Here is a 14,946-nt window from a genome sequence, read left to right on the forward strand (position 1 = left end):
ATTCAGCCTCGGCCCCCAGTTTCGACCGGGGGCCGAGGCTTTTTGTGTTGGCCTTCGGAGGTGCCCAGCCTTGCGGCTGGGCACGCTCACTTCTCGGCAGCCTGTGCCAGTTCGATGTCCAGCGACTCACGGCGGATGCGCTGGTCGATATAGAGCAGCGTCACCGTGCCGGAGCTGATCGGCAGGGTGAGCGTGGAGCCGATGACAGCGCCGATGCCGTTGACGATGAGGAAAGTCCACCCCGGCGTGCTGCCGGAGTTGTAGAAGGACGAGAAGGACTCGTTCGTGGCGGAAGAGGACAGCGCTGTGAACGGCAGATCGATGATGGCCGAAGCGATGTAGGTGATCAGAACCGTCAGCAGCTCGATCCCGAGGACGCGCCACCAGGCGCCCCTGACGAGTTTCGCGGACCGCTTGATCGCGCCCACGACGCTCTGGTTCTCCAGCATGAGGGCTGTCGGGGAGAGGATCAGCAGAATCCAGAGCCAGACCAGCACCACCAAGCTGGCGCAGGCGCCGAGGACGGCGAGGGCGGCGCCGCCGTCCGAAGCGCCGGCCGCGGCGACGAGAATGCCCGGCAGGATGCCGACGGCCAGCACCGCGATATAGAGGAGGACGAGCAGGAGCGACAGACCCACGAGCCGTCCGGCCCGTGCCCGGGCCTCCCACCATGCCTCGCCGACCGTCACCGGGCGGCCCAGGACCGCGCGGCTGGTGACCAGAGCCAGCATGGCCGTTGCGGTGAGTACACCGAGCGCGGCGACGACCACGGTGAGCCCGAGGCCGGCATAGGCGTCCCGCAAGGCGTGCAGGATGTCGTGCGCGCTCGGGTTGTCGCTGTCCTCGAGCTTCTTGAGGCTGGTGTCGTCGGTGAAGAGGCCCTGGACCACGACGGCGATGGCCTGGGTGATGACCGCGACGGTCAGGGTGATGCCGAGGATGGCTCGCCAGTGGCGCCGGAGCGTTGTGACGGACCCGCCGATGATCTCGCCGATGTCGAGGGGCCGCAGCGGGATGACACCGGGCTGGGGTGCGGCTGGGCGGTTCCAAGGACCTTGCTGCTGCCACCCGTTGGGAGGCTGCTGTGTTCCGTTGCGTGAGGGGGGTGCGCCCCAGCGCGGTCCGCCCTGAGACGGGGCCCGCGGAGCGCGCTCTCCTTGCGGTGGCGTCCAGCGGGCCCATCCGGAGGTGTCGGCCGGCGGCTGTTGCGTCGACCAGCCGGGAGACGGGGCGGGGTCGGGAGGGGTGCCGCCGTCCGGCTCGGGGGAGTCGGAGGGTCCGGGCGTCGTGGGGCCCGGAGAGTTGGTCATCGGGGGCTGCACCTCTTCGTGTTGCTCGGCTGGTTCAAACTGCCATCGTGCCATGGGCTGACGTGGGCGCGATCTGACAGGGCACACTGAGCGACATGGGTGATCACATCACGCGACCTGAGAACGGCTTTATTCCGGCGTTGCGGTGGGAGGAGCCGCCTGAGGGACCGGTGCTGATACTCCTCGACCAGACCCGACTCCCGCAGGAGGAAGTGGAGTTGGCCTGCACGGACGTGCAGGGACTGGTGGCCGCGATCCGCTCCCTCGCTGTGCGCGGAGCGCCTGTGCTGGGCTTGGCGGGCGCGTACGGTGTCGCGTTGGCGGCCGCGCGCGGCTATGACGTGGAGGACGCGGCCGAACTGCTCGCGCAGGCACGTCCGACCGCGGTCAATCTGGGGTATGGAGTGCGGCGGGCGCTCGCGGCGTACCGGAGGGCCGACCCGGCGCATGCGGCGGCTGCCGCCCTGGCCGAGGCGCGGGCGCTGCACGCGGAGGACGCGGAGGCGAGCGCCGCCATGGCAGGGCACGGCATGCAGCTGCTGGCGAAGTTGCTGCCCGGCGGGGGGTACCGGGTGCTGACCCACTGCAACACGGGCGCTTTGGTGTCGGGTGGGCAGGGCACCGCGCTCGGTGTGGTGCTGGCCGCGCACCGGGCCGGCGAGCTGCGGCGGCTGTGGGTCGACGAGACGCGGCCGCTGCTCCAGGGTGCGCGGTTGACCGCCTACGAGGCGGCGCGGGCCGGGGCGCCGTACACCCTGCTCACCGACAATGCGGCGGGTTCGCTCTTCACCGCCGGCGAGGTCGACGCGGTGCTGGTGGGCGCGGACCGGATAGCGGCGGACGGGGCGACGGCGAACAAGGTGGGTACCTATCCGCTGTCGGTGCTGGCGCGCTACCACCATGTGCCGTTCATCGTGGTGGCGCCGACGACGACGATCGACCTGGAGACGCCGGACGGCGCGTCGATCGAGGTCGAGCAGCGGTCCGGCGCGGAAGTGACCGACCTCGCGCCCTCCCCGCTGGGTACCCAGGCGTACAACCCGGCGTTCGACGTGACACCGCCGGAGCTGATCACGGCGATCGTGACGGAGAACGGAGTGGTCTCGCCGGTGACGGCCGAGACGCTGGCGGCCGTCTGCCGGTAGGGTCGCCGCACAGCCGTGGCGCAAGTTGTCCACAGGCTGTCACAGGGGGACAGCGCAACTGCGCGCAACCGTGGAGAATGGTTGCGTAGCGTGACCTCGATCACCAAAGGTCACCGGTATCGATATGCAAATGGGATGATGGTCGGTATGAAGGGACGAGTCCTGGTCGTCGATGACGACACCGCGCTGTCAGAGATGCTTGGCATCGTGCTGCGCGGAGAGGGTTTCGAGCCGTCGTTCTGCGCTGACGGCGACAAGGCTCTCGCTGCTTTCCGGGAGGCCAAGCCGGATCTGGTGCTCCTGGATCTGATGCTGCCCGGCAGGGACGGCATTGATGTGTGCCGGCAGATCCGCGCGGAGTCCGGCGTGCCGATCGTGATGCTCACCGCGAAGAGCGACACGGTGGATGTGGTGGTCGGCCTGGAATCCGGGGCGGACGACTACGTGATCAAGCCGTTCAAGCCCAAGGAGCTGGTGGCGCGGGTGCGGGCGCGGTTGCGCCGTGCCGAGGAGCCGACTCCTGAGCAGCTTGCGATCGGCGACCTGCTGATCGATGTCGCCGGACACTCGGTGAAGCGCGGCGGCCAGCCGATCGCGCTGACGCCGTTGGAGTTCGATCTGCTGGTCGCGTTGGCCCGCAAGCCGTGGCAGGTCTTCACGCGTGAGGTGCTGCTGGAGCAGGTCTGGGGCTACCGCCACGCCGCTGACACGCGTCTGGTGAATGTGCACGTGCAGCGGCTGCGGTCGAAGGTGGAGCAGGACCCCGAGCGCCCGGAGATCGTCGTGACCGTCCGCGGTGTCGGCTACAAGGCGGGACCTGGCTGACATGTGGGCGTCGTATGAGCGTGAGCGTCTGGAGAGCCGGCTGGCAGACCCCATGCAGGGGCTGCTGCCGGTGATCCGGTCGTTCGTGCGCTGGGCGCGGCGTCCGGTGCAGCCGGCGGTCCGGCTGTGGCGGCGCAATCTTCAGCTGCGCGTGGTCGCTTTCACGTTGCTGATGTCGGTGGGCGTGGTGCTGCTGCTCGGCTTCGTGGTCATCGGGCAGGTGCAGAACGGCCTGCTGGACGCGAAGGAGAAGGCGGCCACCAATCAGGCGACCGGTGGCTTCTCCATCGCGCAGGACATGGCGGACAAGGGCAGCCAGACCCAGCAGTCGTCCGGTTCGGGCTCCACCCAGGGGCGCGTCGATTCGGGTACGTGGCTGAACAGCCTGGTCGAGCAGTTCGCCAGCGGCGGCAAGGGCGTGTACTGGATCGTCGCGCTCAGTCCCGGGCGGGGCGACGACCCGCCCTTCGCCGGGGGCAGCCCCGGCAGTGTGCGCGGGCCGCGCGGTTCCGGCAGCATCCTGCCGGAGGAGAGCATTCCGAAGTCGTTGAGCGACGCGGTGCAGAGTCATCCCGGCGCGCTCAAGCAGTACACGATGGTCAAGACCGACGACGGTCACAAGCCGCGTCCGGCGCTCGCCGTCGGCAAGCGGCTGACGGACATCAACGGAAGCACCTACCAGCTGTATTACCTGTTCCCGTTCGACCAGGAGGAGAAGACCCTCGGGCTGGTCAAGGGGACGCTGGCGACCGCGGGCATATTCGTCGTGGTGCTGCTCGGTGCGATCGCCTGGCTGGTGACGCGGCAGGTGGTCACGCCGGTGCGGATGGCGGCCGGGATCGCCGAGCGGTTGGCGGCCGGGCGGCTCCAGGAGCGGATGCAGGTCACGGGGGAGGACGACATCGCCCGGCTCGGCGAGTCCTTCAACAAGATGGCGCAGAACCTCCAGGTCAAGATCCAGCAGCTGGAGGAGCTGTCGCGGATGCAGCGCCGCTTCGTCTCCGACGTGTCGCACGAGCTGCGGACGCCGCTGACGACGGTGCGGATGGCCGCCGACGTGATCCACGACGCCCGGACGGACTTCGACCCGGTCACGGCCCGCTCCGCCGAGTTGCTGCAGAACCAGTTGGACCGCTTCGAGTCGCTGCTGTCGGACCTGCTGGAGATCAGCAGATTCGACGCCGGGGCCGCGGATCTCGCCGCCGAGCCGATAGACCTGCGGGACGTGGTGCGCCAGGTCGTCGACGCGGCCGAGCCGCTGGCCGAGCGCAAGGGCACCCGGGTGATCGTCCGGGGTGACACGCAGCCGGTGATAGCGGAGGCCGACGCCCGCCGGGTGGAGCGTGTGCTGCGCAACCTGGTGGTCAACGCGATCGAGCACGGCGAGGGCCGTGACGTGGTGGTGCGGTTGGCGACGGCCGACGGTGCCGTCGCGGTGGCGGTGCGGGACTACGGCGTGGGCCTGAAGCCGGGTGAGGCGACCCGGGTCTTCAACCGCTTCTGGCGGGCCGATCCGGCGCGTGCGCGTACCACCGGCGGCACCGGGCTGGGCCTGTCCATCGCGGTGGAGGACGCCCGGCTGCACGGCGGCTGGCTCCAAGCGTGGGGCGAGCCGGGTGGCGGTTCGCAGTTCCGTATGACGCTTCCGCGCACCGCGGGGGACAGCCTGCGCGGTTCGCCGATCCCCTTGGAACCGGACGACTCGCGCCGCAACCGCGGGCTGAACTCCGCGGGGCTGTCGGCCAGGCCCGGGGTGCCGGTGCCCCGGACCGGAGCGCCCGGCGCTGCCTCCGGCGACGCGGCGCTGCGCCAGGCCGGTGCGCGCGGGCCGCAGCTGCCGTCCATGCCGCTGGTGCCGAAGGCGCCGTCCCGGCCGCCGACGGCGGACCCGGCGGCGCTCCCGGGCAGTGGGGCACGGGTGGTGGAGCGTAGGGACAACACGCGGGAGGACGACGTCTGATGGGTGCGAAGGGGGGCGGCCACCTTCGGCTGGTGCGGCACGCGCTGCTGCCGTTGTTCGCCGTGCTGCTGCTGGCCGGCTGTGCCTCGATGCCCAGCAGCGGCGAGGTGCGCAAGGTCAGCGAGGGCCAGCGCGCGGACTCGGACTCGCAGGTGCGGGTCTTCGGCATCGGGCCGAGCCCGGGTGAGAGCGCGTCCGACATCGTCAACGGCTTCCTGGAGGCGACCACCAGCAGCGAGTCGGACTTCGTCACCGCCAAGAGCTACCTGTCGAAGCAGGAGAAGAAGCGCTGGAAGCCGGACACCGGGATCACGGTGTTCTCCGGCGAGCTTGCCCCGCGCGAGGTGGGCGGCACCGGCCGCAAGGAGGGCTACACCACGGTCACGCTGTCGGCGACGAAGTCGGCGGTGGTGGACGCCAAGCACGCCTACGAGCCGGACCACGGCACGTTCAGCACGTCGTTCCACCTGGTGAAGGAGGACAACCAGTGGCGGATCGACGGCCTCGCGAACGGCCTGGTCCTGTCTGACCTGGACTTCCAGCGGATATACCACTCCGTGAACATGTACTACTTCGCGCGGCTCGGACCGGACGAGCACCCGGCGGGCGGGAGCAGCAACGCGACGCTGGTGGCCGACCCGGTGTATCTGCGCATCCAGAACGACCCGCTGGTGTCGACCGTCTCGGCGCTGCTGGGCGGGCCCACCGACTGGCTGTCCCATGTGGTGACGACGGCGACGCCGGCCGGGACGCGGCTGGAGGACAAGGGACCTGATCACGGGGTCTCGGTGGACGACTCGCAGCGGCTCCAGGTCCGGCTGGGCAGCGCCGCCGACAAACTGCACGGGCAGCGCTGCACGCAACTGGCCGCGCAGCTGTTCGCGACCGTCCAGGCGCAGGCGTCCGCCCAGTTGGCGTCGGCCGAGGTGGACCACGCGGACGGGTCCACCGCGTGTGTGCTGCACAGCAGTGAGGCGCTCGGCTATGGCCCGGAGAACCTGGTCGGTTCCAGCCCGCGGCCGTACTTCATCGAGGCGGACAGTCAGCACCGGCTGCTGGAGTTGACCGACGACGGCAAGGGCAGCACCCCGAAGGCGACTCCGGTGCCGGGGCCGTTCGGCTCCAGCAAGGCGTATCTGGACTCGGTGGCGGTACGCCGTGACCAGGAGGTGGCCGCGGGGGTGCGCTCCGAGGGCCGCGATCTGGTGGTCGGTTCGCTGGTCACCGGGCAGGCCTTCGGCAAGGCGGTGGTGACCAGCAACGTCAAGGATGGGCTGAGCGCGCCGAGTTGGGACGGGTTCGACGACCTGTGGGTGGCCGACCGCGACCCCGACTCGCCGAAGCTGCTGGTGCTGCCCCATGGCACCGGCACACCGATCGAGGTGCCCGTGCCCGATCTCGACGGGCGTATTCAGTCGCTCCGGGTGGCCTCGGACGGGGTGCGGATCGCCCTGGTGGTGCAGCAGGGCAGCCAGACCCGCCTGATGCTCGGCCGGATCGTCCGTGAGGGCACCACGCAGCACCCGCAGTTCGCGGTGAACAGCCTGCGGCCCCTGACGCCGTCGGGGGAGAACATGACATCCGTGTCGTGGGCGGGTGCCAGCAAGCTCGTGGTGCTCGACACCGAGCCGGGCGGTGCCCAGCAGATCGAGTACATCAGCTCGGACGGCTCGGCCGGGTCCGCGCTCCAGGGCGTCAGCGAGGCCACGTCCGTCGCGTCCTCGGAGAACGCCGCGTCGCCGCTGCTGGCCTCGTACAACGGCAGGGTCTACGAGCTGCCGACGGATGCGAACTGGAAGCAGGTCTCACCGAAGGGCAGCGACCCCGTCTACCCCGGCTGACCTGCGCGATCAGTTGTCCACAGCCACGAACGAGTGACTGGCCGCGGGCGTGCCGCAGGGCGCAGAGTTGAGTCATGCGGGGCTGGTGGAGGGAGATCGCCGGGTTGGTCCTCCCGGTGGACTGCGCGGGCTGCGGGAGTCCGCGGACGGAGCTGTGCGGGCGGTGCCAGGGGTTGCTGGGCGGAGCGGCCACGGCACAGCGCGTGCGTCCGTCACCCGAACCACCAGGGCTGCCGCCGGTCTACGCGGCCGGCAGGTACGGGGACGAGGTGCGGGCCGTCGTCCTCGCGCACAAGGAGCGGGGCGCCCTGGGCCTCGCTCGGCCGCTGGGTGCGGCGCTGGCGGGAGCGGTCGTCCGGGCGACCGCTGCCACCGGCGCCCTGCCCGGCGCCGCCGCCCCGCATGCGGTCGGCCACCGCTGGAATCCGCCCGGACGGGTTCCATCGGCAGCCGACTCCGGTCACGGGTCCCGCTCCGGCCCGCGACCGGCCGCCAGCGGCCTGGAGGCGCCCCGTACCGCCCTGCGGGACGCCGCCGGGCCACTGGTACCGGCGGCACCGTGGTCGGCGCCAAGGCCCCTGCCGCTGCTGCTTGTGGTGCCTGTGCCCTCGGCCCGCCGCGCGGTCGCCCAGCGGGGACACGACGCCACGGCCCGGATCGCCCGCGCGGCGGCCCGGGAGCTGCGGCGGCGGGGCGTGCCGGCTCGGGCGGCTGCCGTGCTCCGGCAGCGGAGGCCGGTGGCCGACCAGGCCGAACTGGGTGCGGACGGGAGGTTGGCGAACCTGTCGGGCGCGATAGCGGCCGTGGGAAGTGCCGTGCCGCTGCTGGCCGCGGCTCCCTTGGTGCTGGTCGACGACCTCATGACGACCGGCGCGTCACTCGCGGTGGCCGCGGGGGCGCTGGCCGCGGCCGGCGGCCGGGTCGTGGGTGCCGCCGTGGTTGCCGGACCGCACGATTCTCCGAACGACTGATTTACGCATCGGCGCAGGTGGTTGCCCTTGATATTCACCCGAACGGAGGTATGGCCGTGCTGAGGATGCCGAGGAGCGCACTCCGGGACTATGTTCGGGGGAGAAGGAAGCGAACACCGGGGGTGTTGATCTTCCCGGTGGGGCAGGAGGAGGTGAAAGCCGCAGCTTCGCGGTATCCGGAACTGCCCGGACGGCGAAGCGGCAGCTAACGCAGCGCCGGCCGGGACTGGCACCCGCGCCGGCCTCAGGGAGAGGGATTGCCCCTGGTCACGGGGGCGGTCCGGAACGGAGTTCTGCGTGGACATCGTCGTCAAAGGCCGCAAGACCGAGGTGCCCGAGAGGTTCCGGAAGCACGTGGCCGAGAAACTGGACAAGATCCAGAAGCTCGACGGCAAGGTGATCAGCCTCGACGTCGAGGTGTCCAAGGAGCTCAACCCCCGCCAGGCGGAGCACAGCGACCGGGTGGAGATCACGCTGAACACCCGCGGGCCCGTGGTGCGCGCGGAAGCAGCGGCAGCGGACCCGTACGCCGCGCTGGACGTGGCGGTGACGAAGCTGGAGGCGCGGCTGCGGAAGGCCGCCAGCAAGCGGCACACCCGCCGGGGCAACGGCCGTATTCCGGCCGCCGAAGTGGGTGACACGGTGCCGGGCGCCGCTCGGATCAACGGGGACGGCACGCTCGTGGCCGACCAGGAGGCCGACGGCGCGGCGACCACCACCATGGTCGCGTCGCTGGAGGTCCACGGCGAGGGTCCGCTCGTGGTCCGGGAGAAGACCCACGCCGCGGCGCCCATGGCCCTGGACCAGGCGCTCTACGAGATGGAGTTGGTCGGGCACGACTTCTATCTGTTCGTCGACAGCGAGTCCAAGCAGCCGAGCGTGGTCTACCGGCGGCAGGGCTATGACTACGGCGTGATCCACCTCAACACGGACGAGTCGGGGGCCGGATCGCCGGCGGGCGCCGGTGACGCGCTCAACCACGGCGCCTGAGCTTTCGGCCGGACCCGTTGGGGTCCGTGGGAAAAGGAGCGCCGCATGCCCCCGGCTTCGCGCCGGGGGCGTCGGCGCGCCAGGACGTGAAATGCTGGACCAGTGGTCAACTCTGGTCTGAGGGGGAGGAATTGATGCCGGACTTCGAGCACGGGGCGCCCGGTGAAGGGCGCCCGGTGCTGTACGGGGAACAGTCCGGTCCGCCGCGTGCGGAGCCGATTCGGGTTCTCGTCGTCGACGACCACGCGCTGTTCCGGCGGGGCCTGGAGATCGTGCTCGCGCAGGAGGAGGACATCCAGGTCATCGGGGAGGCCGGGGACGGCGCCGAGGCCGTGGAAAAGGCCGCCGACCTGCTGCCGGACATCGTGCTGATGGACGTCAGGATGCCGCGGCGCGGGGGGATCGAGGCGTGCACCTCGATCAAGGAAGTCGCGCCCAGCGCCAAGATCATCATGTTGACGATAAGCGATGAGGAAGCCGACCTCTACGAGGCGATCAAGGCCGGCGCGACGGGCTACCTGCTCAAGGAGATCTCCACCGACGAGGTGGCGACCGCGATCAGGGCGGTCGCCGACGGCCAGTCGCAGATCAGCCCGTCGATGGCGTCGAAGTTGCTGACCGAGTTCAAGTCGATGATCCAGCGGACGGACGAGAAGCGCTTGGTGCCGGCGCCCAAGCTCACCGACCGCGAGCTGGAGGTGCTCAAGCTGGTGGCCACCGGCTTGAACAACCGAGACATCGCCAAGGAACTGTTCATCAGCGAGAACACGGTGAAGAACCACGTCCGCAACATCCTGGAGAAGCTCCAGCTCCACTCCCGCATGGAGGCCGTGGTCTACGCGATGCGGGAGAAGATCCTGGAGATCCGCTAGTTCCCGGCCCCGCCCCGGCCCTCAGCCGGTGGTGTGGGCGAGGGCGGCGGTCAGGGGCGCGCGCAGCGACTCGGGCAGGACGCGTTCGGCCCGGACCTGGGTGCAGCCGACCCAGCCGGCGGCCTCGGTGAGGGCGTCGGCCGCGGGCTGGACGGCCTTGGGGCCGTCGAGGGTGATCTGCCGGGCGACCAGGGTCCTGCCTTCCCGCGCGGGGTCGACCCGGCCCACCAGCCGTCCGCCGGCCAGCAGGGGCATCGCGAAGTAGCCGTGGACCCGCTTCGGCTTCGGGGTGTACGCCTCCAGGCGGTGGGTGAAGCCGAAGATCCGCTCGGTGCGGGGGCGGTCCCAGATCAGGGAGTCGAAGGGCGACAGCAGCGTGGTGCGGTGCCGGCCGCGCGGCGCGGTGGCGAGCGCGGCCGGGTCGGCCCAGGCTGGCTTGCCCCAGCCCTCGACCTCGACCGGGATCAGCCCGGTGGCGTCCAGCACCGCCGCGACCTGCTCGCCCTTGAGGCGGTGGTAGTCGGCCAGGTCCGCCCGGGTGGCGACCCCCATGGCCGCGCCCGCCTGCGCGACCAGGCGCCGTACGCACTCGGTGTCGTCGAGGTCGTCGTGCAGCAGGGTGTCCGGGACGGCGCGCTCGGCCAGGTCGTAGACGCGCTTCCAGCCGCGGCGCTGCGTGCAGACCACCTCGCCGGTGTCGAGCAGCCACTCCACGGCGATCTTCGTCTCGGACCAGTCCCACCACGGGCCGCCGTTCTTCGCGCCGCCCAGGTCGGTGGAGGTCAGCGGGCCGTCGACCTTCAGCCGGTCCAGCACGGCCGCGCAGGAGCGCTCGGCGTCCTCCAGGACGTGCCAGCGGTGGCCACGGGCCCGGCGGGCGCGCCGCCGGAAGGCGAAGTGCGGCCACTCCTCGATCGGCAGGATGCAGGCGGCGTGCGACCAGTACTCGAAGGCGTGGCCGTCGGACCAGTACGCCGCCTCCACCGTGTCGCGGCCGACCGCGCCCAGGCGGGCGTACGGGATCAGCTCGTGCGACCGGGCGAGCACCGAGATGGTGTCGAGCTGGACCGCGCCGAGCGACCGCAGCACGCCCCGGGTGCCCGCCCGCCGGTCCGGCGCACCCAGGAAGTCCTGCGCCCGAAGGGCGATCCTGCGGGCTTCGTCGGCGGACAGCGTGTACTCGGGCGACGGCAGGAGAGTCATGACGGCCAGCGTAGAACCGGGCACTGACAGTCGGCCGCGGCCGGCGGGTTCACTCGTTCCGGCGACTTCGTTCCGCGGCGCCGCCGCACTGTCGCCACCTGCTGTCAGCCGCCGCCGTCAGCCGCTGGCCGCCGTCAGCCGCCGTACGGCAGGTACTGCGCCTGGGAGGGGAGGGACCAGTCCGAGGGGAGCAGCGAGCCGCTCCAGGCGTCGCGCCGGGTGCCGTCGCGGACGACCATGGCCCGTACGGTGCCCTCTATCACGAAGCCCAGCTTCAGCGCGACCGCGCGGGACGCCTCGTTGCCGGCCTCGGCGAACCACTCCACGCGTTCGACGCCCAGGGCCTCGAACGCCCAGGAGCACACCGCCCGTGCCGCCTCCACGGTGTAGCCCTTGCCGCGCTGGTCCCGGGCCGTCCAGTAGCCCAGTTCGGCCGTGCGCTGCGGGGCGGCCAGGCGCTGGAGGCGTACCAGGCCCATCGAGCTGACCAGGGTGCCGTCGTCCCGTGTGAAGACGCCGAAGTTGTACATGGTGTCGTCGCGCCAGCCGTCCGCGCACACCACGTCGATGAAGTGGTCGGCGTGCCCGCGCGGATACGGAGCGGGAACGGTTGTCCACCGGGAGATCTCAGGGTCCTGACAGGCGGCGTACAGGGCGTCGCCGTCACGGGGCTCCAGTGCGCGCAGCACGAGCCGCTTTGTGGTGAGAACAGGTGTTTCCATACGGGCGTGCGCACCTTTCCTGCGGGCTTTCCGGCGCGGGGCCGGGCACCGCGTACGGCCGCATATCGGGCGGCGGGAGGACTGCGGCCGAGTATCGCGGACGCCCGGGACCGGGGGAAAACCGTTTTGCCGCCGCCGGGCCTCCCGGCCCGCTGGTGTCCTCGCTTACGATGGCCGTTGCAGCAGGGCCAGGCAGACCAGGACCCGCGCTGTGCCCCGCGCGGGAATTCGCGCCCGGCCCGACCGGCAAGGAGTCAGCCTACGTGTCCGTCATCAGCAAGATCATGCGTGCAGGTGAAGGCAAGATCCTGCGCAAGCTGCACCGCATCGCGGACCAGGTCAATTCCATCGAAGAGGACTTCGTCGAGCTCACCGACGCCGAGTTGCGGGCACTGACCGACGAATTCAAGCAGCGCCACGAGGACGGGGAGTCGCTGGACGACCTGATGCCCGAGGCGTTCGCCGCGGTGCGGGAGGCGGCCAAGCGCGTACTCGGCCAGCGCCACTACGACGTGCAGATCATGGGCGGCGCGGCCCTGCACCTCGGTTACGTCGCCGAGATGCGCACCGGTGAGGGCAAGACCCTGGTCGGCACCCTGCCCGCGTACCTCAACGCGATCTCCGGCAAGGGCGTCCACCTGATCACGGTCAACGACTACCTGGCCGAGCGCGACTCGGAGTGGATGGGCCGGGTGCACAAGTTCCTCGGCCTGAACGTGGGCTGCATCCTGGCGAACATGACGCCGGCGGAGCGCCGCGAGCAGTACAGCTGCGACATCACCTACGGCACCAACAACGAGTTCGGCTTCGACTACCTGCGCGACAACATGGCCTGGTCGAAGGAGGAACTGGTCCAGCGCGGCCACAACTTCGCGATCGTCGACGAGGTCGACTCGATCCTGGTGGACGAGGCCCGTACCCCGCTGATCATCTCCGGCCCGGCCGACCAGGCCACGAAGTGGTACAGCGACTTCGCCCGGCTGGTGCGCAGGCTCAACCGCGGCGAGGCCGGCAGCCTCGGCAAGGAGGAGACCGGCGACTACGACGTGGACGAGAAGAAGCGCACCGTCGCCATCCACGAGTCCGGGGTCGGCAAGGTCGAGGACTGGCTGGGCATCGACAACCTCTACGAGTCGGTGAACACCCCCCTCGTCGGCTACCTGAACAACGCCATCAAGGCCAAGGAGCTATACAAGAACGACAAGGACTACGTCGTCATCGACGGCGAGGTCATGATCGTCGACGAGCACACCGGCCGTATCCTCGCCGGCCGCCGCTACAACGAGGGCATGCACCAGGCGATCGAGGCGAAGGAAGGGGTGGACATCAAGGACGAGAACCAGACGCTCGCCACGATCACCCTCCAGAACTTCTTCCGCCTGTACGACAAGCTGAGCGGCATGACCGGTACGGCGATGACCGAGGCCGCCGAGTTCCACCAGATCTACAAGCTGGGCGTCGTGCCGATCCCGACCCACCGCCCGGTGCAGCGCGACGACAAGCCGGACCTGATCTACCGCACGGAGGAGGCGAAGTTCGCCGCCGTCGTGGAGGACATCGTCGAGAAGCACGAGAAGGGCCAGCCGGTGCTGGTCGGCACCGTCTCCGTCGAGAAGTCCGAGTACCTTTCCGCGCAGCTGTCCAAGCGCGGCATCCCGCACGAGGTGCTCAACGCCAAGCAGCACGACCGGGAGGCGACGATCGTCGCCCAGGCCGGGCGCAAGGGCGCGGTCACCGTGGCCACCAACATGGCCGGCCGCGGCACCGACATCAAGCTCGGCGGCAACCCCGACGACCTGGCCGAGGCGGAGCTGCGCCAGCGCGGCCTGGACCCGGTCGAGCACGTCGAGGAGTGGGCCGCGGCCCTGCCGGAGGCGCTGGAGCGCGCCGAGGAGGCGGTCAAGGCCGAGTTCGAGGAGGTCAAGGACCTCGGCGGGCTCTATGTGCTGGGCACCGAGCGGCATGAGTCGCGCCGTATCGACAACCAGCTGCGCGGGCGCTCCGGCCGTCAGGGCGACCCGGGCGAGTCCCGGTTCTACCTGTCGCTCGGCGACGACCTGATGCGGCTGTTCAAGGCGCAGATGGTCGAGCGCGTGATGTCGATGGCCAATGTGCCCGACGACGTGCCGATCGAGAACAAGATGGTCACCCGGGCCATCGCGTCCGCCCAGTCGCAGGTCGAGCAGCAGAACTTCGAGATCCGCAAGAACGTCCTGAAGTACGACGAGGTGCTCAACCGCCAGCGCGAGGTGATCTACGGCGAGCGCCGCCGCGTCCTGGAGGGCGAGGACCTGCAGGAGCAGGTCCAGCACTTCATGGACGACACCATCGACGCGTACATCGACGCCGAGACGCGCGAGGGCTTCGCCGAGGACTGGGACCTGGACCGGCTGTGGGGCGCCTTCAAGCAGCTCTACCCGGTGAAGGTCACCGTGGACGAGCTGGAGGAGGCGGCCGGCGACCGTGCGGGCATCACCGCCGAGTTCATCGCCGAGTCCGTCAAGGACGACATCCACGAGCAGTACACCGAGCGGGAGAAGCAGCTCACCGAGGACATCATGCGTGAGCTGGAGCGGCGCGTGGTGCTGTCGGTGCTGGACCGCAAGTGGCGTGAGCACCTCTACGAGATGGACTACCTCCAGGAGGGCATCGGGCTGCGCGCCATGGCGCAGCGCGACCCGCTGGTGGAGTACCAGCGCGAGGGCTTCGACATGTTCACCGCGATGATGGACGGCATCAAGGAGGAGTCCGTCGGCTACCTGTTCAACCTGGAGGTCCAGGTGGAGCAGCAGGTCGAGGAGGTGCCGGTGGCGGACGAGGTGCAGGACGCGCCGCCGTCGCTGGTCAAGCAGCCCGAGATCCGTGCGAAGGGCCTGGAGGCGCCCAAGCGGGCCGACCGGCTGCACTTCTCCGCGCCGTCGGTCGACGGTGAGGGCGGCGTCGTGGAGGGCGAGTTCGAGGAGGCCGCGGTCTCCGGTGGCTCCGCCGGCTCGTCCGGTGACGAGGAGGCGGCCAGCACCCGCGCGGAGCGCCGCAAGGCCGCCAAGGGCGGTCGCCGCCGCAAGAAGTAGGCGGTGGGGCCGCCGCGGGCGGCGTCAGGGCAGTAC

General features: G+C 70.5%; 11 protein-coding genes. 8 read left to right on the top strand and 3 right to left on the bottom strand.

Annotated elements, in window-relative coordinates; translation table 11 throughout:
* Positions 1-86 precede the first annotated feature (86 nt).
* Positions 87-1,310 carry a proline-rich domain-containing protein gene (locus AC3ERT_RS35935; RefSeq protein WP_435179299.1) on the bottom strand — a complete coding sequence of 408 codons (1,224 nt, stop codon included), beginning with the start codon at positions 1,308-1,310 and terminating at the stop codon, positions 87-89.
* Positions 1,311-1,405: 95 nt separating this feature from the next.
* Between AC3ERT_RS35935 and mtnA the strand changes: the two genes are divergently transcribed.
* The 7 genes from mtnA (at position 1,406) to AC3ERT_RS35970 (ending at position 9,914) form a co-directional block, all read left to right on the top strand.
* The gene (mtnA, locus tag AC3ERT_RS35940; protein WP_435179301.1) at positions 1,406-2,455 is read left to right on the top strand and encodes an S-methyl-5-thioribose-1-phosphate isomerase; all 1,050 of its coding nucleotides are present in this window, start codon (positions 1,406-1,408) and stop codon (positions 2,453-2,455) included.
* 135 nt (positions 2,456-2,590) lie between these two features.
* The gene (mtrA, locus tag AC3ERT_RS35945; protein ID WP_202233941.1) at positions 2,591-3,280 is read left to right on the top strand and encodes an MtrAB system response regulator MtrA; all 690 of its coding nucleotides are present in this window, start codon (positions 2,591-2,593) and stop codon (positions 3,278-3,280) included.
* A 1-nt stretch (position 3,281) separates the two neighbouring features.
* Positions 3,282-5,240: an MtrAB system histidine kinase MtrB gene (gene mtrB, locus AC3ERT_RS35950; protein WP_435179303.1), complete on the top strand. Its 1,959-nt coding sequence runs from the start codon at positions 3,282-3,284 to the stop codon at positions 5,238-5,240.
* Positions 5,240-7,081, top strand: a complete 1,842-nt coding sequence (locus AC3ERT_RS35955) for an LpqB family beta-propeller domain-containing protein (RefSeq protein WP_435179305.1) — start codon at positions 5,240-5,242, stop codon at positions 7,079-7,081. The genes mtrB and AC3ERT_RS35955 overlap by 1 nt, the downstream gene beginning before the upstream one ends.
* A 203-nt stretch (positions 7,082-7,284) precedes the next feature.
* On the top strand, positions 7,285-8,052 hold the full coding sequence (locus AC3ERT_RS35960) for a ComF family protein (RefSeq protein ID WP_435179307.1): 768 nt from the start codon (positions 7,285-7,287) through the stop codon (positions 8,050-8,052).
* A 297-nt stretch (positions 8,053-8,349) separates the two neighbouring features.
* Positions 8,350-9,042, top strand: a complete 693-nt coding sequence (gene hpf, locus AC3ERT_RS35965; protein ID WP_335977635.1) for a ribosome hibernation-promoting factor, HPF/YfiA family — start codon at positions 8,350-8,352, stop codon at positions 9,040-9,042.
* 134 nt (positions 9,043-9,176) lie between these two features.
* The gene (locus AC3ERT_RS35970; RefSeq protein ID WP_335977637.1) at positions 9,177-9,914 is read left to right on the top strand and encodes a response regulator; all 738 of its coding nucleotides are present in this window, start codon (positions 9,177-9,179) and stop codon (positions 9,912-9,914) included.
* A 21-nt stretch (positions 9,915-9,935) separates the two neighbouring features.
* On the opposite strand, the gene AC3ERT_RS35975 is transcribed toward AC3ERT_RS35970, so the two are convergent.
* A complete protein-coding gene (locus AC3ERT_RS35975; protein ID WP_435179309.1) occupies positions 9,936-11,117 on the bottom strand; it encodes a winged helix-turn-helix domain-containing protein in 1,182 nt (393 codons plus the stop codon).
* A gap of 134 nt (positions 11,118-11,251) precedes the next feature.
* The gene (locus tag AC3ERT_RS35980) at positions 11,252-11,839 is read right to left on the bottom strand and encodes a GNAT family N-acetyltransferase (RefSeq protein ID WP_435179311.1); all 588 of its coding nucleotides are present in this window, start codon (positions 11,837-11,839) and stop codon (positions 11,252-11,254) included.
* A gap of 263 nt (positions 11,840-12,102) precedes the next feature.
* On the opposite strand from AC3ERT_RS35980, the gene secA reads away from it, so the two are divergent.
* Positions 12,103-14,910 carry a preprotein translocase subunit SecA gene (gene secA, locus AC3ERT_RS35985; RefSeq protein ID WP_335977644.1) on the top strand — a complete coding sequence of 936 codons (2,808 nt, stop codon included), beginning with the start codon at positions 12,103-12,105 and terminating at the stop codon, positions 14,908-14,910.
* Positions 14,911-14,946 lie beyond the last annotated feature (36 nt).

It is taken from the genome of Actinacidiphila sp. bgisy145, from assembly GCF_057708125.1.